The organism is Bacillus sp. FSL K6-2431 (assembly GCF_038005165.1).
GTDB lineage: Bacteria > Bacillota > Bacilli > Bacillales > Bacillaceae > Bacillus > Bacillus pumilus.
In genome coordinates this window covers 232,090-251,441 of sequence record NZ_JBBOSQ010000001.1, presented here as the reverse complement: position 1 = coordinate 251,441, position 19,352 = coordinate 232,090, and the positions used below count along the sequence as shown (strand labels likewise).

Here is a 19,352-nt window from a genome sequence, read left to right as displayed (position 1 = left end):
TTTTTATACTGAAAGAAACGGTATGTCTAATCAGTAGGAGTGAATGCGTATGTTAAATTCTGAATTTTTTAGTCAATTAAAAAAGATTGTCGGTGCGTCTCATGTACAGCGCAGTAAAGCCGATCGGCTTGCCTACTCTTATGATGCAACGCCTAATTTTCAGCATATGCCAGATGTCATCGTAAGCCCGCACGCGGCTGAGGAGATCCAGCAAATTGTTCGGCTCTGCGCCTCATATAAGGTGCCGATTGTGCCAAGAGGATCCGGTACGAACCTTTGTGCAGGCACCTGTCCGACACAAGGCGGACTTGTGATGTTGTTTACAAGAATGAACCAATTCATCGAAATTGACGAAGAAAACCTGACTGCAACGGTCCAGCCTGGTTTGATCACACAGGAACTCATTCACCAAGTAGAGGCAAGAGGCCTTTTCTATCCACCAGACCCAAGCTCGATGAAAATTTCGACGTTAGGCGGCAATATTAATGAAAATTCAGGTGGGCTCCGGGGGTTAAAATATGGTGTGACGAGAGATTATGTACTTGGACTTGAAGTGGTTCTGCCAAACGGTGACATCATCAAAACGGGCGGCAAGCTCGCAAAGGACGTGGCCGGGTATGATATGACCCGTTTATTTGTTGGATCAGAAGGAACGCTCGGAATTGTCACTGAAGCCACGCTGAAGCTTTTGCCGCTTCCAGAAACTAAACAAACGATGCTTTGTTTATATGAAAGCCTTGAGGAAGCAGCTGCATCAGTTTCGGCGATTATTGCAGAGCGTATCATCCCCGCCACGTTAGAATTTATGGATCAGCCGACACTAGAAGTCGTCGAAGACTTTGCCAAAATCGGCCTGCCGACTGACGTTCAAGCGGTGCTATTAATCGAACAGGACGGCAATCCTGAGGCTGTTTCCCGTGATATGCAAAGCATTGCAAAGGTTTGTCAGCAGCACGGTGCAAAAGAAGTGAATATCGCACACTCTGAAGAAGAAGCAAGTGCCCTTTTAACAGCGAGGCGAGCCGCTTTATCTGCCCTCGCCCGTTTAAGCCCTACGACCATTTTAGAAGATGCCACAGTGCCCCGTTCTGAAATTGCGAACATGGTGCGCGCGATCGAAGACATTGCGAGAGAGTACGACGTGAAAATCTGTACATTTGGTCATGCAGGTGACGGAAATCTGCATCCTACTTGTGCAACTGATGCAAGAAATGAAGAAGAAATGAAGCGGGTTGAAGAAGCATTTCAGGCCATTTTTGAAAAAGCAGTCTCCCTTGGTGGCACCATTACGGGTGAGCATGGTGTGGGTCTAATGAAAGCCCCCTATTTGGAGCTAAAGGTCAAAAAAGAAGGAATCGCTGCAATGAAAGCGATCAAACAAGCGCTAGATCCAGCAAATATCATGAATCCTGATAAGGTGTTTGGAAAAGCGGCAAGGAAGCGAGTGGTGGTCTCATGAATTCCTCTAAACAAACAAAGATTCAGCAAACATTTCAACAGCAAATGGACGAAAAGGAGCTGCTCAATTGCATGCGCTGCGGCTTCTGCCTCCCTTCCTGCCCTACTTATATTGAATCCGGTCAACAAGAAACGCACTCACCCCGCGGCCGAATTGCTTTAATGAAGGCGGTAAGAGACGGCGTGATTGAGCCTGATGAAGACGTCGAACATTCATTGAACCTTTGTCTTGGCTGCCGTGCATGTGAACCGGTTTGCCCCTCAGGCGTCAAATATGGACGTTTACTTGAGGATGCAAGAGACATCATTCAGCAGCACAAGAAACAATCCCTTCCTGTCAAATTTGTGAGACGTGTTGTGTTTAAAGGACTCTTTCCTTCCCAAAGCCGAATGCGTCAAGCGGCTGGACTACTGCGATTTTATCAAACCTCTGGTCTGCAAACGGCCGCCCGCAAGTCTGGCATGCTAAAGGTACTTCCGCCGCATTTACAGCTGATGGAAGAGGCCCTTCCAAAGGTGCCGCGTCAACAAAAAAACCGTGCGTTAGAATACAAGGCCATTGGCACAGCAAGAAAGCGTGTCGCCTTTTTTACTGGCTGTTTAATGGACACCGTTTTTTCCAGCACAAACGAAGCAACCATCCAGCTTTTGCAGCTGGCCGGCTGTGACGTTGTCGTCCCTCCTGTTCAGACGTGCTGCGGTGCACTTCATGGTCATAGTGGAGAAAAAGAGCAAGCGAAAGAGCTAGCAAGGCGGAATATTGAAGCATTTGAGGAGGTTGAGGCAGATGCCATTGTCATGAATGCGGGCGGATGTGGTGCCTTTTTAAGTGATTATGATCATTTACTAAAGGATGATCCGTCTTTTCAAAAGCGAGGTGAAGCCTTCTCACAGAAAATCACGGATATATCAGACATTCTCGTGGAGCTGGAATTTCACGGCCGTACGCCGCTTGCTTTGCCAAAGCAAGTCATCACCTATCAAGATTCCTGTCATTTGCGGAACGGAATGGGTGTACAGCAAGCGCCAAGGGTGCTCATGAAGGCAATTCAAGGGGTATCATTTAAAGAAATGAAAGATGCCGACCGCTGCTGCGGATCTGCTGGAATTTATAATATCTTGCAGCCACAAATGTCGATGCAAATTTTAGATCATAAAATGACAGAAGCTAGTCAAACAGCTGCGACTGCGATTGTCACGTCCAATCCAGGCTGCCAGCTGCAAATGGCAGCAGGTATCAAACGTTCAGGACAATCGAACAGCATGCGTGCTGTTCATCTCGTAGATTTTTTATTAGAAGCGGTTCAATATGGAAAAGAAGCGTCCAGCACATCAAGCTGAACGCTTTTTTTCATGCATATCTTCCGGCAATTGGTTGGATAATAGAGGCAAATTGCGGAAGGAGATGGTTCAAGTGCTGAAGAAAAACAAACAACATCAAAAAGACCCAAATTCAGTATTTGAGGCATTGTCACGTTCCTCTGATTTTACAAACGAGTTGTCACGAAGTGAAGGGTTTCTTTATCGAATTTCTTTTTTTCGTTCTTTAATTAATGGGCATCTACTTCATGAACAAATTTTGCCCTGCATGAAAGAATTACATCTCACCCCTACTCTTGAGGAGCTGAAAGAACGAATTCCCATTGAACAGTCCGTCATCACGACCGATCTTCAGGAAGTGGAAAAAGCGCTTCATTTAGGTAACTTGGCCATTCGGCTCGAAACGGATTGGGGCAAAGCGCTTCTGATCCCGATTGAAGAAAAGAAAGGCAGACAAGTAGGTCCGCCCGAGATAGAATTTGGCATTATTAGTGCACAGGAAGCATTTGTGGAGGTTTTGGATACCAATTTAAATTTGGTCAGACGGCGGCTGCCGACACCGAACCTAAAAGTGTCAGAAAAGACGGTTGGCACGCTTTCGCAAACAAAAGTAGCGGTGTTATATATTGAAGAGATTGCTAATCCGACAAACATTGAAACCGTTCTCCAGCGTATTGAAGACATTGATTTTGATCAAATTTTAGATGCAAATTACCTTGCACAGATGCTTTATGATGTGTCCAATACGATCTTTCCGTTGTTTTTAAATACAGAAAGACCCGACCGCGTCTCTTCAGGTTTATCAGAAGGGAAAATTGCCATATTAGTGGATGGCTCGCCTCATGTCTTGCTTGCCCCGACGATTTTACTTGAGTATTTTTCCACTATGGAAGACTACAATATGTCGTGGATTGCGGCTTCTTGCTTTAGGCTGTTACGCATATTTGCTGTGATATTTTCCATTTTTGCGACACCTTTATATGTAGCCGTTTTAACGTTTCATTATGAGCTAATTCCAAAAGACTTATTAGAAACCATTGTGGCCTCCCGCTATCTGGTTCCATTTCCTCCAATCATTGAGGCGCTATTTTTAGAGATTTCGATTGAATTACTAAGAGAAGCGGGTTCGAGGCTTCCAGCTAAAGTCGGTCAGACGCTCGGGATTGTTGGAGGGATTGTCATTGGACAGGCTGCTGTGGCAGCAGGATTAACAAGTAATATTTTACTCATTATTGTTGCCCTTTCTGCTCTTGCCTCATTTGTCACCCCTATTTACAAAATGGGCAGTGCCATTCGGCTGCTGAGATTTCCCTTTCTACTTGCGGCACAGGTGTGGGGTGCATTAGGTATTGCAGTGATGGGATCATTCCTTCTCACCCATTTAATGAAATTAACGTCTATTGGACGTCCGTATCTAGAGCCTATTTTTCCGCTGCGCCTGACAGATCTAAAGGGCAGTTTGATTCGCCCTCAGCTTCGTTTTTTGAATAAAAGACCGGAAAATTTACGCCCGGAAAATGAAACCATCCATCGGCAAAAGCCTAAGCAAGGCCGTAAGGGGAAAAATGATTTTTATGAATAAGGAAGTGAAAGCATGAGTTCTTCTTCTGTAAAAGAGAAATTTCAAGTTTCCCCTTTTTTTGTGTTTTTTCTCGTTAATGCTAATCAAGTTGGTGTTGGCATTTTAAACTTTCAAACAAACCTTGTTCGTTCTATGAATAATGATGGATGGATCGCCATTCTGATTTCTGGCTTCAGTGTCAATGTCATGATCTTTCTTATGTACATGATGTTTAAAAAGGCCCCTTCGGATGAATTTGGTGATATCACGCAATATGTATTTGGCAAGTGGGTTGGGCAATTATTCAACATTCTCTATATCTTATATTTTGCTTCTTTGTCGTTGACCGTTCTCGTCCATTATATGGATGTGATCCATGTATGGCTGTTTAAAGAAATTCCTGGTCTATTGTTTGCGTCTGTACTTCTGCTGCTCGTGTATTACATTCATACCGGCGGGTTTAGAACGATTGCTGGATGGGCATTTTTTAGTATTGTACTGACGTATTGGATGACGTTTATTTGTTTTTATGCCATGAAATATATTCACATTCGTTTCATGTTCCCGATGTTTGATCATACATTTTCGCAGCTGTTGATGGGAGTCAAAGATGCTTCATTATCCATGTTTGGTTTTGGCACACTGCTTGTCTATTATCCCTTTATTAAACATGCGCAGACGTCTCAAAAATTTGCTCACATGGGGGCATTATTTACGACATGCTTAAATTTACTCGTCTTTCTCGTCTCCATTGCGTATTACTCAAGTGCTCAGCTTAAATTAACAAAATGGCCGACGTTAACGTTAACAAGCATTGTGAAGCTCCCGTTTATCCAGCGCTTTGAATTTATCGAAGTGTCTCTTTGGCTGCTTTTAATCATTCCGAATATCGCGATTCCACTGTGGGCCGCGAGCCGAATGGCAAAACAAGTGCTTCATACAAGCCAGCGCGTCACGTTCATCGCGCTCAGCATCCTCATTCTGGTCATGTTTTCATTTTTTACGGGGGCGACTTCTTTTGAAACCTTTAACCAATGGGTGGAATATAGCGGATACTTTCTTGTATATGGCTTGATTGTCTGTATGGTTATTGGACTGATGTTGAAAAAAAGGTGGGTGAAAAAACGAGCATGAAACGTTATATACTCACGGGTCTCATGTTGTTTAGTCTCTTCTTAACTAGCTGTGCACAGCCTCGCCTTTTAGATGAATTAAATATCTCTCAGGCGGCAGGATTTGATTTAATCGAAGATGGAGAAATGAAGGGCTTCTTTGTCTTCCCTGTCTTTAAAAGTGAGGAGCAAGGAAGTTATCAAATATTAAGCGCAAGGTCAAATACCATTAGTAATATTCAGTTTCTCGTATCAGAAAAATCACCTTTTCCAGTCGTCATGGGTCAGGTGCTCGTTATTTTAGTCAGTGAAAAATTAGCAAAGGAAGTCGGCATGATCGATTTAATGAATTACATTTATCGTGATCCTATCATTGGTTCACGCCAAGTGTTTGCGATTGTAGGCGAAGAAGTTGAAGATTTATTATATACAAAAATGAATCAAACGAACTTAAATATAGGTGTGTATCTCTCTGATCTGTTGTCCCAAAATATGCGAAATGGCAATCAACCTGTCACTAATCAGCATATTTTCATGAATCAGATGCTGGCAAAAGGAGTCGATGCTTACCTGCCTTACATCAAGAAAACTAGCAACGCCATTAAAGTCACAGGAGTTGCTCTGTTTGATCAGGAAAAAATGGTCGGTCATATCCCTGGAGAAGACACGTTTACATTTAAAGCGATGATTGAAAATCATAAAAATGGTATCTACGAGTTTCAATTGGCTGATCAAGAAAAGACCCATGTCGTCATTGAAAATATCAAATCACATGTGTCCTACCAGGTCAAACCAACGAATAACCTAACAAAAAAGCCTCATATCACGATTGATATCAAGCTGAAGGGCGAATTAAAAGAATTCATGAAATCCAAGAAAATTGATAAACCGAATATATTGGACCATGTCGAAAAAGAAGTTGAAAAACGTGTCGCCCAGCAAGGACAAGACCTTGTTCAGTCCTTTAAAAAGCAACATATTGATCCGCTTGGGCTAGGCTTAAGGTATCGATCAAAAGACAAAGCTATGACACCAGAAAAATGGAAGGAAATCTATCCTGATGCGGATGTACAAGTTAAATGCCATATGAAAATTGTGCAAACTGGTGTCAGTCAATAAAGGAGTTGGAAATTATTCGAAAATATCTTCTTTGTTGTTCAATATGGTAGACACGTTCGTTTTGACTCTTGGAACGCAGTCTTTTTGAAGATAGTCATTTAACGTGTTCTCTACTTCACTTTTATCTGTGTGAAGGATCTTAGGTGAACATTGTTCCACAAGGACCGGTCTATTCCCTTTAGCACAGTGTGTCATTGTTTCAAGGGCAATTAAACTGAAAGGTCTTCCTTTGTCTAGCCATGTTTTCATTCTATCCCAGGTTGGACAGCTTAAAGCTGCCAGCCTTCCCCAATGAACGTGAAAATGAGTGCAAGTGACCTCCATCCAATTTAATACTTTGTTAGAGTGGAAACGGTACAGACAGATAAAAGCAGCTGTCGGTAATTCTTTTTCACTGATCGATTTCAATTTCTCTATCACATGTTGTAAACCTTCATCTTCGGGCAAACTGCTGGCCGCTGCCCAAGAAAGTGGATAAAGAAATTCTTCGTCAGCCTGATTCACCAGTTCCCTTACCCACCCAGCGGCAGATGTACCTAAAACATCAGCCACGATTTCTAACATGCGTGATTTCACTTCGATATGCTGAGTTTCCTCAAACCGGCTTTGAACAGAGTCTAAGGTCCTTTGCTGATCATGCTGTTTCAGCGCATCAATGACATCATCCTCAAGAAACCACCTAGTAATTGAGAAGTCTATTAAAGACGCCAAATCTTGCCGCACGTCTTGTAATGTGGGGGCTTTATCTTCTTTGGTGACGATGACACCATCCAAAGCCTGTCCATCCTCTCCATAAAAGTCATCATGCAGTAAAAATTGTTTAGGAGAATGGAGAACGGCTAAGTTATACCATTCAATCGGTCGTAAAGAATTGTTGATTAGTCTCTTGTGACACGGCTGACATAATTGATAAGGTTGTTTCGGTTCATCAGTATCTTCTACCACATTCATTGCGTTTTTTTGACAGGCTTCACATAAGACGACTTTTTCCACTCCATTCACTTCCTTTGAATCTAATCTTCATCCTTTACATCTGGATCTTCAGGAATCGGTTCATTTAAAATCTCTTGGACGAGCTCTTTGTATTGTTCAAGCTGCTTCATATGCGTTTGAAACTGTCCTTGATAAATGAGATATGATTCTCCGTCAAATACAAAACGGATCTTTTTTTGCTGAATTAATTTCTCAATATACGCCTCTGATACTTCTAAGTATTCAGCTGTTTCTTCGATTGTTAAATACATGTTTATGCACCACCCGTTCGTTTCATCTAACAAATTATATCATGATCTGTTGAAAAAAACGGAAGCCGCCTGTTCATATTTTCTTTCCTGATATCATGATAACAAGTGTTCAGCAAGTAGATCGTCTAGGTGCGAGCAAATATGGTATGATAAAGTTTGCTAGATGGGCGTTTTTCGGTTTGACCTTCAGAGAGGTAAGCGAAAAGCAGACTCATGAGAGAAACAAAACAAGCATAGGCTTTTATATGAATGCTTGAAGAAAATTCGTATTTAAAGGCAGAGTGAAATGAATGGGAACCTTGTTTAATGAAATTTTAACTTGGCTGACAAGCCTTGGTTATGTAGGTGTAGCACTAGGTCTGATGATTGAAATCATTCCGAGCGAAATTGTTCTTGCTTATGGCGGATATATGGTGTCAACAGGAACAATCGGTTTTGTTGGAGCTGTTATCGCCGGCGTCATCGGAGGTACGCTCGCACAGTGTTTTATATACTGGATCGGTCTTTATGGCGGAAGACCTTTTTTAACAAAGTACGGGAAATACTTATTCATCCATGAACATCATATCGCCACTGCAGAGCGCTGGTTTGATCGATATGGAACCGGTGTGGTGTTTACAGCGCGCTTTATTCCTATTGTCCGCCATGCCATCTCCATTCCAGCCGGTATTGCCAAAATGCCTTTTTTGAAATTTGTCCTCTTGACAGGATTAGCAGCCATCCCTTGGTCGATCTTATTTATCTATCTCGGTATGCAGCTTGGGACAAAGTGGGACCACATTCAAAGTGTTGCTCACGCTTATACCACTCCTATTATGGCCATTGCGATTGTCCTGATCGTTCTCTATTTCGTCTTAAAAAAAATTCGTACGAACCGAAAACGGACAATCTAATGAAAAGCGCCTTCCACTGATCTAGTGAAAGGCGTTTTTTCTATGAGTGTAAGGATTGTTTTTTCATATATTGAGATAATTCCATAATCATTGCACCCATTCTCTCAAGTGACGGGGCGAGAATCCGGTCAATTCCCTCTTCTTTTAAAGCTTCAGCTGTGACTTTTCCAACAGCTACTGCCAGTACGGGCTGCTCGAATAGCGCTTGGAGTTCTTCTTTTCTTCCCCATTTTGCCGCTAGTGTGAAAAAGGCGTGCACCTGAACAGCGGTTGTAAAACAGACGGCTTGGACTTTTCCATCTTTCATTTCTTGAAGCAATGTTTCTGCGGCTTCTGGTTCAGGTGGTGTGTGCTGATAAGGTAAAAGCGGCAATACATCTGCCCCTTTGTCATGTAAAAACTTCATGAGAGCCGGAGCGTTTTCTCCGTGCAGCTGCACCATGACACGTTTGCCTTGAAACTCTTTGCCTTCAAGCTTTGAGATTAGGTCACGCACCGTTCCATCTTCATCAGATACGTCTGGCTGAATTCCGCGTTTTTTGAGTGCAGCATAGGTTTTGTATCCTCTTGAAGCAATCTGTGCATTTGATAGAATGTGCATAAATTCTTCCCCTAAATGAAGCTCTTCTGCACTCTCAATTAATGTATCAGTCCCGATACCCGTTGTTAAAATCACCCAATCGGCGCCTTTTTTCACAAAGGTTTCAATGCCTGGCTTTAACTCCTCTTTGGCTAAAAATACGGTTCCTTGAAGAGAACGAATAACGGCTTGTCCCCCTTGCTTTTCGACAAGTGTACGCATTTCTTCTGTTTTTCTCGTTCCACAAATGGCAATCGTTTTTCCAGCTAAGCCTTTACTCAATTTTATCCCTCTTTTTCTATCACATTTGATATGTATTAAATATAGATTTATTTGGAAGACGTTGCAAGTGTCTACTAAAAAAGAGCTTGACGTTTCGGTCTAATTCGAGTATCTTTTGTAAGTGCAAATTGTAGGAGGTCATTATGGAAAAACAGAATGTTCAAGCTTATCGATTATCAATTGCAGACCCAACACCACTTGGTTTGTTTGGTTTAGCAATGGTGACGCTCGTTGCGTCCTCACAAAAACTAGGAATTACAGATGGCACTTCCCTTATTTTACCTTGGGCTATCTTCCTTGGAGGCATCGCGCAGCTGATCGCGTCCATACAAGATTCAAAGCATCAAAATATTTTTGGAGCCACTGCCTTTGGCGCATTCGGTCTTTTTTGGATGGGCGTTGGTACGACTTGGCTCATTCAAGCGGGCGTTTTTGGGAAAACGCTTGCGGAAGCAGCAGATCCAAAACAACTAGGTTTTGCGTTTATCGGATATTTAATTTTCAGCTTGTTTATGACGATTGGTGCAATGGAAACACATAAAGTATTATTTTTGATTTTCGTCTTTATTGATTTCTTATTCCTTGGTCTTTCCCTAAGCTCATTTGGTGTGATGTACGATGTGACTCATACCATTGCCGGTATTGCAGAATTGATCATTTCCCTGCTTTCTTTTTATGGTTCAGCAGCAGTTGTGCTCAATACTCATTTTGGCCGTACTGTACTGCCAATTGGACAACCATTTCGTATTTTTACAAAAGCATAAGTAAAAAAAGAACTGCTTTGTGCAGTTCTTTTTTATGTTTATTTTTCTTGTGCCTCTTGGAAGATCTCGCTGATGATTTCATATGAACGCATTCTTTCTTGATGGTCAAACATATCCGAATTAATCATCACTTCGTCTGCTTGAGTAGCTTCAACAAAGGCTTCCAATTCTTTTTTCACCTTTTCTTTATCCCCGATCATTGTTGAACTTAATTGTTCATCCACCATCGCTTTTTCATATGGACTCCAAAGGCCGTCCATACTGTCGACAGGCGCTTTGAGTTTTCCTGGAGTATTTCGAATGAGACTCAAAAACCGCTGATAATGAGAGGTTGCCAAATATTCAGCCAGCTCTGTTTGATCTGCAGCAAAAGCTGTCACCCCCACCATGGCATAAGGCTCTTTCAACACATCAGAAGGTCTAAATGACTGTCTATACAACTCTAAAGCAGGAATTGTATTTTTAGGTGAAAAATGTGCCGCAAAGGCAAATGGCAATCCAAGCTCTCCTGCAAGTCTTGCGCTAAAACCGCTTGAACCAAGCAGCCAAATCGGAATGTTTAGACCCTCTCCCGGAACGGCTCTTACATGTTTTTTGACCTGTCCAGTTGGTTTAAAATATTGCCGAAGTTCTTCTAGCTGCTCAGGGAAATCTTCTCCATTATGAAGATTACGTCTAAGCGCCCTTGCCGTTAACTGATCTGTCCCTGGTGCTCTGCCAAGACCTAAATCAATTCTCCCCGGATATAATGTCTCAAGTGTGCCGAATTGTTCAGCAATGACAAGTGAAGAGTGGTTTGGCAGCATAATTCCACCAGATCCTACTCGAATTTTTTCGGTTCCTCCAGCAATATACCCAATTAAAACGGACGTTGCTGAACTTGCAACACCTTCCATATTATGGTGTTCTGCCAGCCAGTATCTATGATAACCCCACTTCTCCGCCTTTTTTGCTAAATCCATACTATGTTCAAAAGATTCCTTAATGGAGCCTCCTTCTGTCACAGAGGATAAATTTAAAACGGAATAAGCTGTACGCTGTAAAACTGATTGACTCATAAATGATGTCCCCATTTCTGTCAAAAATCATACTAGTTTCATACTTTCAACACCATAACATAAAATCATCAAACATTTAAATGATTTGATTCGATGATTTTCGAAATGATGATTTTCTAGGTTTTACTTCCAATTTAAAAATTTGCACATAGAATGAAATATCAATTTTAGGAGATGGGCAATTTGTACAATCAATTCGATCACAAATGTCCCTTTTGCGGTAAATATCATGAACAGCCTCATTACAAAAGATCACGTCATGACCGTTCTCAAAGAAGAGACTGTCCATTTATCAAACAAGAACTTTCGAAACAAAATAGACCTCAAGGAAATCCTCTCTGTCACAGTGCAAAAGGAGAAAAACAATCAAAACCAATTCAAAGGGTTGGACGAAGAGGTCCCGCTGGGCCTATAGGACCCACCGGACCTGCTGGCGCTACTGGGGCAACCGGTGCAACGGGAGCCACCGGAAATACTGGTCCAACTGGAGTTACCGGACCAACTGGAGACACTGGTCCGACCGGAGTTACTGGTGCCACTGGTGATACCGGTCCAACGGGAGCTACTGGTGCAGGGTTAACAGGTATTGAAGCGTTTGATCCGGTAATCAGCCCTACTTACCAAGTAGGGCAAGTAGTGACCTTTAATGGCAGTACGTATGTAGTAAATACTGCACCACCGACAGGTACACCAGATACTTCCCCAGACTACACATTACTGGCTGCAGCAGGATCAACTGGTGATACTGGACCAACAGGTGTAACTGGAGATACCGGGCCTACTGGCCCTACTGGTGCCACTGGTCCAACTGGAGATACTGGCCCTACTGGAGACACTGGTCCAACCGGAGCTACCGGTCCTACTGGAGACACTGGTCCAACCGGAGTTACTGGCCCTACTGGTGCCACTGGTCCAACCGGAGTTACTGGTCCAACCGGAGATACCGGACCTACTGGAGACACTGGTGCGACCGGAGTTACTGGTGCCACTGGTGATACTGGTCCTACTGGACCAACAGGTGTAACCGGAGCTACCGGTCCAACGGGAGACACTGGTGCGACCGGAGTTACTGGACCAACAGGACCAACAGGTGTAACCGGAGCTACTGGAGCGACCGGTCCTACTGGTGCAACTGGAGATACCGGCCCTACTGGTCCAACCGGAGTTACTGGAGCCACTGGTGATACTGGTCCAACCGGAGATACCGGTCCAACGGGAGCTACTGGTGCAGGGTTAACAGGTATTGAAGCGTTTGATCCGGTAATCAGCCCTACTTACCAAGTAGGGCAAGTAGTGACCTTTAATGGCAGTACGTATGTAGTAAATACTGCACCACCGACAGGTACACCAGATACTTCCCCAGACTACACATTACTGGCTGCAGCAGGATCAACTGGTGATACTGGACCAACAGGTGTAACTGGAGCTACCGGACCTACTGGAGACACTGGTCCAACCGGAGATACTGGCCCTACTGGAGACACTGGTCCAACCGGAGATACTGGCCCTACTGGAGACACTGGTCCAACCGGAGATACCGGTCCTACTGGTGCCACTGGTCCAACCGGAGATACTGGCCCTACTGGTGCCACTGGTCCAACCGGAGTTACTGGTCCAACAGGTGTAACCGGAGATACCGGTCCAACGGGAGACACTGGTGTAACTGGAGATACCGGTCCTACTGGAGACACTGGTCCAACCGGAGATACTGGCCCTACTGGTGCCACTGGTCCAACCGGAGTTACTGGTCCAACTGGACCAACAGGTGTAACCGGAGATACCGGTCCAACGGGAGCTACTGGTGCAGGGTTAACAGGTATTGAAGCGTTTGATCCGGTAATCAGCCCTACTTACCAAGTAGGGCAAGTAGTGACCTTTAATGGCAGTACGTATGTAGTAAATACTGCACCACCGACAGGTACACCAGATACTTCCCCAGACTACACATTACTGGCTGCAGCAGGATCAACTGGTGATACTGGACCAACAGGTGTAACTGGAGCTACCGGACCTACTGGAGACACTGGTCCAACCGGAGATACTGGCCCTACTGGAGACACTGGTCCAACCGGAGATACCGGTCCTACTGGTGCCACTGGTCCAACCGGAGATACTGGCCCTACTGGTGCCACTGGTCCAACCGGAGTTACTGGTCCAACAGGTGTAACCGGAGATACCGGTCCAACGGGAGACACTGGTGTAACTGGAGATACCGGTCCTACTGGAGACACTGGTCCAACCGGAGATACTGGCCCTACTGGTGCCACTGGTCCAACCGGAGTTACTGGTCCAACTGGACCAACAGGTGTAACCGGAGATACCGGTCCAACGGGAGCTACTGGTGCAGGGTTAACAGGTATTGAAGCGTTTGATCCGGTAATCAGCCCTACTTACCAAGTAGGGCAAGTAGTGACCTTTAATGGCAGTACGTATGTAGTAAATACTGCACCACCGACAGGTACACCAGATACTTCCCCAGACTACACATTACTGGCTGCAGCAGGATCAACTGGTGATACTGGACCAACAGGTGTAACTGGAGCTACCGGACCTACTGGAGACACTGGTCCAACCGGAGATACTGGCCCTACTGGAGACACTGGTCCAACCGGAGATACCGGTCCTACTGGTGCCACTGGTCCAACCGGAGATACTGGCCCTACTGGTGCCACTGGTCCAACCGGAGTTACTGGTCCAACAGGTGTAACCGGAGATACCGGTCCAACGGGAGACACTGGTGTAACTGGAGCTACCGGTCCTACTGGAGACACTGGTCCAACCGGAGTTACTGGCCCTACTGGTGCCACTGGTCCAACCGGAGTTACTGGTCCAACCGGAGATACCGGACCTACTGGAGACACTGGTGCGACCGGAGTTACTGGAGTTACTGGTGCCACTGGTGATACTGGTCCAACTGGACCAACAGGTGTAACCGGAGATACCGGTCCTACTGGAGACACTGGTCCAACCGGAGTTACTGGACCTACTGGAGACACTGGTCCAACCGGAGTTACTGGTCCAACTGGACCAACAGGTGTAACCGGAGATACCGGTCCAACGGGAGCCACTGGTGCGACCGGAGTTACTGGTGCCACTGGTGATACTGGTCCAACCGGAGATACTGGACCTACTGGTGCCACTGGTCCAACCGGAGTTACTGGTCCAACTGGACCAACAGGTGTAACCGGAGATACCGGTCCAACGGGAGCCACTGGTGCGACCGGAGTTACTGGTGCCACTGGTGATACTGGTCCAACCGGAGATACTGGACCTACTGGTGCCACTGGTCCAACCGGAGTTACTGGCCCTACTGGAGATACTGGACCAACAGGACCAACTGGTGTAACCGGAGATACCGGTCCTACTGGTGCCACTGGTCCGAGCGGAGATACCGGTCCTACTGGTGCCACTGGTCCGACCGGAGTTACTGGAGCTACTGGACCAACAGGTGTAACTGGAGATACCGGACCTACTGGTGCCACTGGTGCGACCGGAGTTACTGGTGCCACTGGTGCAACTGGTGATACTGGTGATACTGGTCCAACTGGTGTAACTGGTCCAACCGGAGATACTGGTCCAACTGGACCAACAGGTGTAACTGGAGATACCGGTCCAACGGGAGACACTGGTGTAACTGGAGCTACCGGACCTACTGGAGTTACTGGTGCCACTGGTGATACTGGTCCAACTGGACCAACAGGTGTAACCGGAGATACCGGTCCTACCGGAGCCACTGGTCCAACCGGAGTTACTGGACCTACTGGTGCCACTGGTCCAACCGGAGATACTGGCCCTACTGGAGCCACTGGTCCAACCGGAGTTACTGGTCCAACTGGACCAACAGGTGTAACCGGAGATACCGGTCCTACTGGTGCCACTGGTCCGACCGGAGTTACTGGTGATACTGGACCAACAGGTGTAACTGGAGCTACCGGAGATACTGGCCCTACTGGTGCCACTGGTGCGACCGGAGTTACTGGAGCCACTGGTGATACTGGTGATACTGGTCCAACTGGTGTAACTGGTCCAACCGGAGATACTGGACCTACTGGTGCCACTGGTCCAACCGGAGTTACTGGTGCCACTGGTGATACCGGTCCTACTGGTGCCACTGGTGATACTGGTCCAACTGGTGTAACTGGTCCAACCGGAGATACTGGTCCAACTGGACCAACAGGTGTAACTGGAGATACCGGTCCAACGGGAGACACTGGTGTAACTGGAGCTACCGGACCTACTGGAGTTACTGGAGCCACTGGTGATACTGGTGATACTGGTCCAACTGGTGTAACTGGTCCAACCGGAGATACCGGTCCTACCGGAGCCACTGGTCCAACCGGAGTTACTGGACCTACTGGAGACACTGGTCCAACAGGTGTAACTGGAGCTACCGGACCTACTGGAGACACTGGTCCAACCGGAGATACCGGTCCTACTGGAGACACTGGTGCGACTGGAGATACTGGACCAACAGGACCAACTGGTGTAACCGGAGCTACCGGTCCTACTGGTGCCACTGGTCCGACCGGAGTTACTGGTGATACTGGACCAACAGGTGTAACTGGAGATACCGGACCTACTGGAGACACTGGTCCAACCGGAGATACTGGACCTACTGGTGCCACTGGTCCAACCGGAGTTACTGGTCCAACCGGAGATACCGGACCTACTGGAGACACTGGTGCGACCGGAGTTACTGGTGCCACTGGTGATACTGGTCCTACTGGACCAACAGGTGTAACCGGAGCTACCGGTCCAACGGGAGACACTGGTGCGACCGGAGTTACTGGACCAACAGGACCAACAGGTGTAACCGGAGCTACTGGAGCGACCGGTCCTACTGGTGCAACTGGAGATACCGGCCCTACTGGTCCAACCGGAGTTACTGGAGCCACTGGTGATACTGGTCCAACCGGAGATACCGGTCCAACGGGAGCTACTGGTGCAGGGTTAACAGGTATTGAAGCGTTTGATCCGGTAATCAGCCCTACTTACCAAGTAGGGCAAGTAGTGACCTTTAATGGCAGTACGTATGTAGTAAATACTGCACCACCGACAGGTACACCAGATACTTCCCCAGACTACACATTACTGGCTGCAGCAGGATCAACTGGTGATACTGGACCAACAGGTGTAACTGGAGATACCGGGCCTACTGGCCCTACTGGTGCCACTGGTCCAACTGGAGATACTGGCCCTACTGGAGACACTGGTCCAACCGGAGCTACCGGTCCTACTGGAGACACTGGTCCAACCGGAGTTACTGGCCCTACTGGTGCCACTGGTCCAACCGGAGTTACTGGTCCAACCGGAGATACCGGACCTACTGGAGACACTGGTGCGACCGGAGTTACTGGAGTTACTGGTGCCACTGGTGATACTGGTCCAACTGGACCAACAGGTGTAACCGGAGATACCGGTCCTACTGGAGACACTGGTCCAACCGGAGTTACTGGACCTACTGGAGCCACTGGTCCAACCGGAGTTACTGGTCCAACTGGACCAACAGGTGTAACCGGAGATACCGGTCCTACTGGTGCCACTGGTCCGACCGGAGTTACTGGTGCCACTGGTGCGACCGGAGTTACTGGTGCCACTGGTGATACTGGTCCAACTGGTGTAACTGGTCCAACCGGAGATACTGGACCTACTGGAGACACTGGTCCAACCGGAGTTACTGGTCCAACTGGACCAACAGGTGTAACCGGAGATACCGGTCCAACGGGAGACACTGGTGCGACCGGAGTTACTGGTGCCACTGGTGATACTGGTCCAACCGGAGATACTGGACCTACTGGTGCCACTGGTGCGACCGGAGATACCGGTCCTACTGGTGCCACTGGTCCGACCGGAGTTACTGGTGATACTGGACCAACAGGTGTAACTGGAGATACCGGACCTACTGGTGCCACTGGTGCGACCGGAGTTACTGGTGCCACTGGTGATACTGGTCCAACTGGTGTAACTGGTCCAACCGGAGATACTGGCCCTACTGGTGCCACTGGTCCAACTGGTGTAACTGGTCCAACCGGAGATACTGGTCCAACTGGACCAACAGGTGTAACTGGAGATACCGGTCCAACGGGAGACACTGGTGTAACTGGAGCTACCGGACCTACTGGAGTTACTGGTGCCACTGGTGATACTGGTCCTACTGGACCAACAGGTGTAACCGGAGATACCGGTCCTACCGGAGCCACTGGTCCAACCGGAGTTACTGGACCTACTGGAGCCACTGGTGATACCGGTCCTACTGGAGCCACTGGTGATACTGGTCCTACTGGAGCCACTGGTGATACTGGTCCAACTGGTGTAACTGGTCCAACCGGAGATACTGGTCCAACTGGACCAACAGGTGTAACTGGAGATACCGGTCCAACGGGAGACACTGGTGTAACTGGAGCTACCGGACCTACTGGAGTTACTGGTGCCACTGGTGATACTGGTCCAACTGGACCAACAGGTGTAACCGGAGATACCGGTCCTACCGGAGCCACTGGTCCGACCGGAGATACCGGTCCTACTGGAGCCACTGGTGCGACCGGAGTTACTGGTGATACTGGACCAACAGGTGTAACTGGAGATACCGGACCTACTGGAGACACTGGTCCAACCGGAGATACTGGCCCTACTGGTGCCACTGGTCCAACCGGAGATACCGGACCTACTGGTGCCACTGGTGCGACCGGAGTTACTGGTGCCACTGGTGATACTGGTCCAACTGGACCAACAGGTGTAACCGGAGATACCGGTCCTACTGGAGACACTGGTCCAACCGGAGTTACTGGCCCTACTGGAGCCACTGGTCCAACCGGAGATACCGGTCCTACTGGAGACACTGGTGCGACCGGAGTTACTGGTGCCACTGGTGCGACCGGCCTTACTGGAGCTACTGGTGCGACCGGAGCGACCGGCCCTACTGGAGCTACTGGTGCCACTGGTGCGACCGGAGTTACTGGTGATACTGGTCCAACTGGTGCCACTGGTGCGACCGGTCCTACTGGTGCCACTGGTGCGACCGGCCTTACTGGAGCTACTGGTGCGACCGGAGCGACCGGCCCTACTGGAGCTACTGGTGCCACTGGTGCGACCGGCCTTACTGGAGCTACTGGACCAACAGGTGTAACCGGAGCGACCGGTCCAACGGGAATCACTGGTGCCACCGGAGCGACCGGTCCAACCGGAGATACTGGACCAACCTCACAAATTTTCTTTGACCAAACAGCAACACAGCAGCAAGTATTTCCTCCGTTGAATTCAGAAATAACAGTACTCACTTTTACAGTTCCTGTAACAAGTGGTCAAAGAGTAAAGATTGACCTATCAGCAAATATTACAGCTAACACTACAGCGAATTATAGTATAAGTGGAAATACTCGATTAAGGAGAAACGGAACATTGTTAACAGAAGTTCCTTTCTTTAGATCAGGATCAGGCGCAGGGGCACAAAGCTTTGTAGTTTCCACCACTTTCGTTGATACTGTAACTAGTACGGGTAATAATGTATATACTGTTAATATCATTATTACAGCACAGTCAAATATAACAACAGTTAACACAGATACTCGAGCTGCAAATGCTGTAAGATATGTATAAACAAAACGCATAAAGGCTTTGGCCTTTATGCGTTAAGGCTGTCGAAAAAATCTAGACAGCTTTATTTTTTTCCTTAAAGTTTCCATTCCCCCATTTTATAATAGAGAAAGCAACACCTTCCATATTATGGTGTTCCGCCAGCCAGTATCTATGATAACCCCACTTCTCCGCCTTTTTTGCTAAATCCATACTATGTTCAAAAGATTCCTTAATAGTGCCTCCTTCTGTCACAGAGGATAAATTTACATAAAACAATTTAACTTTTAAATAATTTGATTCGATGAACTTCGAAATAAAAATATCATTTAACTTAATTTCGCTTTTTAAATTTCCACATAGAATAAAATATTAACTTGTAGGAGATG

At 46.8% G+C, this 19,352-nt stretch carries 12 protein-coding genes and 1 pseudogene; 8 read left to right on the top strand and 5 right to left on the bottom strand.

Annotated features, from left to right (window positions below):
- The first annotated feature begins 49 nt into the window (after positions 1–49).
- The 5 genes from glcD (at position 50) to MHH40_RS01260 (ending at position 6,570) form a co-directional block, all read left to right on the top strand.
- The gene (glcD, locus tag MHH40_RS01280; RefSeq protein WP_050944825.1) at positions 50–1,459 is read left to right on the top strand and encodes a glycolate oxidase subunit GlcD; all 1,410 of its coding nucleotides are present in this window, start codon (positions 50–52) and stop codon (positions 1,457–1,459) included.
- Positions 1,456–2,799 carry a (Fe-S)-binding protein gene (locus tag MHH40_RS01275; RefSeq protein ID WP_050944824.1) on the top strand — a complete coding sequence of 448 codons (1,344 nt, stop codon included), beginning with the start codon at positions 1,456–1,458 and terminating at the stop codon, positions 2,797–2,799. Before glcD ends, MHH40_RS01275 begins: the two co-directional genes overlap by 4 nt.
- Before the next feature lie 73 nt (positions 2,800–2,872).
- Positions 2,873–4,360 (top strand): spore germination protein, encoded by a 1,488-nt coding sequence (locus MHH40_RS01270; RefSeq protein WP_050945456.1) that lies wholly within the window; start codon positions 2,873–2,875, stop codon positions 4,358–4,360.
- A 12-nt stretch (positions 4,361–4,372) separates the two neighbouring features.
- The gene (locus MHH40_RS01265; RefSeq protein WP_050944823.1) at positions 4,373–5,473 is read left to right on the top strand and encodes a GerAB/ArcD/ProY family transporter; all 1,101 of its coding nucleotides are present in this window, start codon (positions 4,373–4,375) and stop codon (positions 5,471–5,473) included.
- On the top strand, positions 5,470–6,570 hold the full coding sequence (locus MHH40_RS01260) for a Ger(x)C family spore germination protein (RefSeq protein ID WP_340900556.1): 1,101 nt from the start codon (positions 5,470–5,472) through the stop codon (positions 6,568–6,570). Before MHH40_RS01265 ends, MHH40_RS01260 begins: the two co-directional genes overlap by 4 nt.
- A gap of 12 nt (positions 6,571–6,582) precedes the next feature.
- Here the strand turns inward: MHH40_RS01260 and MHH40_RS01255 are convergent, their stop codons facing one another.
- The gene (locus tag MHH40_RS01255; RefSeq protein WP_233421729.1) at positions 6,583–7,563 is read right to left on the bottom strand and encodes a hypothetical protein; all 981 of its coding nucleotides are present in this window, start codon (positions 7,561–7,563) and stop codon (positions 6,583–6,585) included.
- Positions 7,564–7,583: 20 nt separating this feature from the next.
- A complete protein-coding gene (locus MHH40_RS01250) occupies positions 7,584–7,814 on the bottom strand; it encodes an excisionase family DNA-binding protein (RefSeq protein ID WP_050944821.1) in 231 nt (76 codons plus the stop codon).
- Between the two features lie 290 nt (positions 7,815–8,104).
- On the opposite strand from MHH40_RS01250, the gene MHH40_RS01245 reads away from it, so the two are divergent.
- Positions 8,105–8,707 (top strand): DedA family protein, encoded by a 603-nt coding sequence (locus MHH40_RS01245; RefSeq protein ID WP_050944820.1) that lies wholly within the window; start codon positions 8,105–8,107, stop codon positions 8,705–8,707.
- 40 nt (positions 8,708–8,747) lie between these two features.
- Here MHH40_RS01245 and MHH40_RS01240 read toward each other — a convergent pair whose 3' ends face one another.
- Positions 8,748–9,569: a uroporphyrinogen-III synthase gene (locus tag MHH40_RS01240; RefSeq protein WP_050944819.1), complete on the bottom strand. Its 822-nt coding sequence runs from the start codon at positions 9,567–9,569 to the stop codon at positions 8,748–8,750.
- 143 nt (positions 9,570–9,712) lie between these two features.
- Between MHH40_RS01240 and MHH40_RS01235 the strand changes: the two genes are divergently transcribed.
- Positions 9,713–10,333: an acetate uptake transporter gene (locus tag MHH40_RS01235; protein WP_050944818.1), complete on the top strand. Its 621-nt coding sequence runs from the start codon at positions 9,713–9,715 to the stop codon at positions 10,331–10,333.
- A 38-nt stretch (positions 10,334–10,371) separates the two neighbouring features.
- Here the strand turns inward: MHH40_RS01235 and MHH40_RS01230 are convergent, their stop codons facing one another.
- On the bottom strand, positions 10,372–11,391 hold the full coding sequence (locus MHH40_RS01230) for an LLM class flavin-dependent oxidoreductase (protein ID WP_050944817.1): 1,020 nt from the start codon (positions 11,389–11,391) through the stop codon (positions 10,372–10,374).
- A gap of 183 nt (positions 11,392–11,574) precedes the next feature.
- Between MHH40_RS01230 and MHH40_RS01225 the strand changes: the two genes are divergently transcribed.
- A complete protein-coding gene (locus MHH40_RS01225; RefSeq protein ID WP_340900553.1) occupies positions 11,575–18,987 on the top strand; it encodes a hypothetical protein in 7,413 nt (2,470 codons plus the stop codon).
- A 102-nt stretch (positions 18,988–19,089) separates the two neighbouring features.
- Here the strand turns inward: MHH40_RS01225 and MHH40_RS01220 are convergent.
- Positions 19,090–19,269, bottom strand: a pseudogene (locus MHH40_RS01220) (LLM class flavin-dependent oxidoreductase); the annotation flags it as partial.
- Between the last annotated feature and the right edge of the window lie 83 nt (positions 19,270–19,352).

Excerpts from the sequence above, each read along its gene's own strand:
- glcD (WP_050944825.1), top strand. The coding sequence starts at position 50 with ATGTTAAATTCTGAATTTTTTAGTCAATTAAAAAAGATTGTCGGTGCG.
- MHH40_RS01275 (WP_050944824.1), top strand. The coding sequence starts at position 1,456 with ATGAATTCCTCTAAACAAACAAAGATTCAGCAAACATTTCAACAGCAA.
- MHH40_RS01265 (WP_050944823.1), top strand. The coding sequence starts at position 4,373 with ATGAGTTCTTCTTCTGTAAAAGAGAAATTTCAAGTTTCCCCTTTTTTT.
- MHH40_RS01260 (WP_340900556.1), top strand. The coding sequence starts at position 5,470 with ATGAAACGTTATATACTCACGGGTCTCATGTTGTTTAGTCTCTTCTTA.
- MHH40_RS01250 (WP_050944821.1), bottom strand. The coding sequence starts at position 7,814 with ATGTATTTAACAATCGAAGAAACAGCTGAATACTTAGAAGTATCAGAG.
- MHH40_RS01245 (WP_050944820.1), top strand. The coding sequence starts at position 8,105 with ATGGGAACCTTGTTTAATGAAATTTTAACTTGGCTGACAAGCCTTGGT.
- MHH40_RS01235 (WP_050944818.1), top strand. The coding sequence starts at position 9,713 with ATGGAAAAACAGAATGTTCAAGCTTATCGATTATCAATTGCAGACCCA.
- MHH40_RS01230 (WP_050944817.1), bottom strand. The coding sequence starts at position 11,391 with ATGAGTCAATCAGTTTTACAGCGTACAGCTTATTCCGTTTTAAATTTA.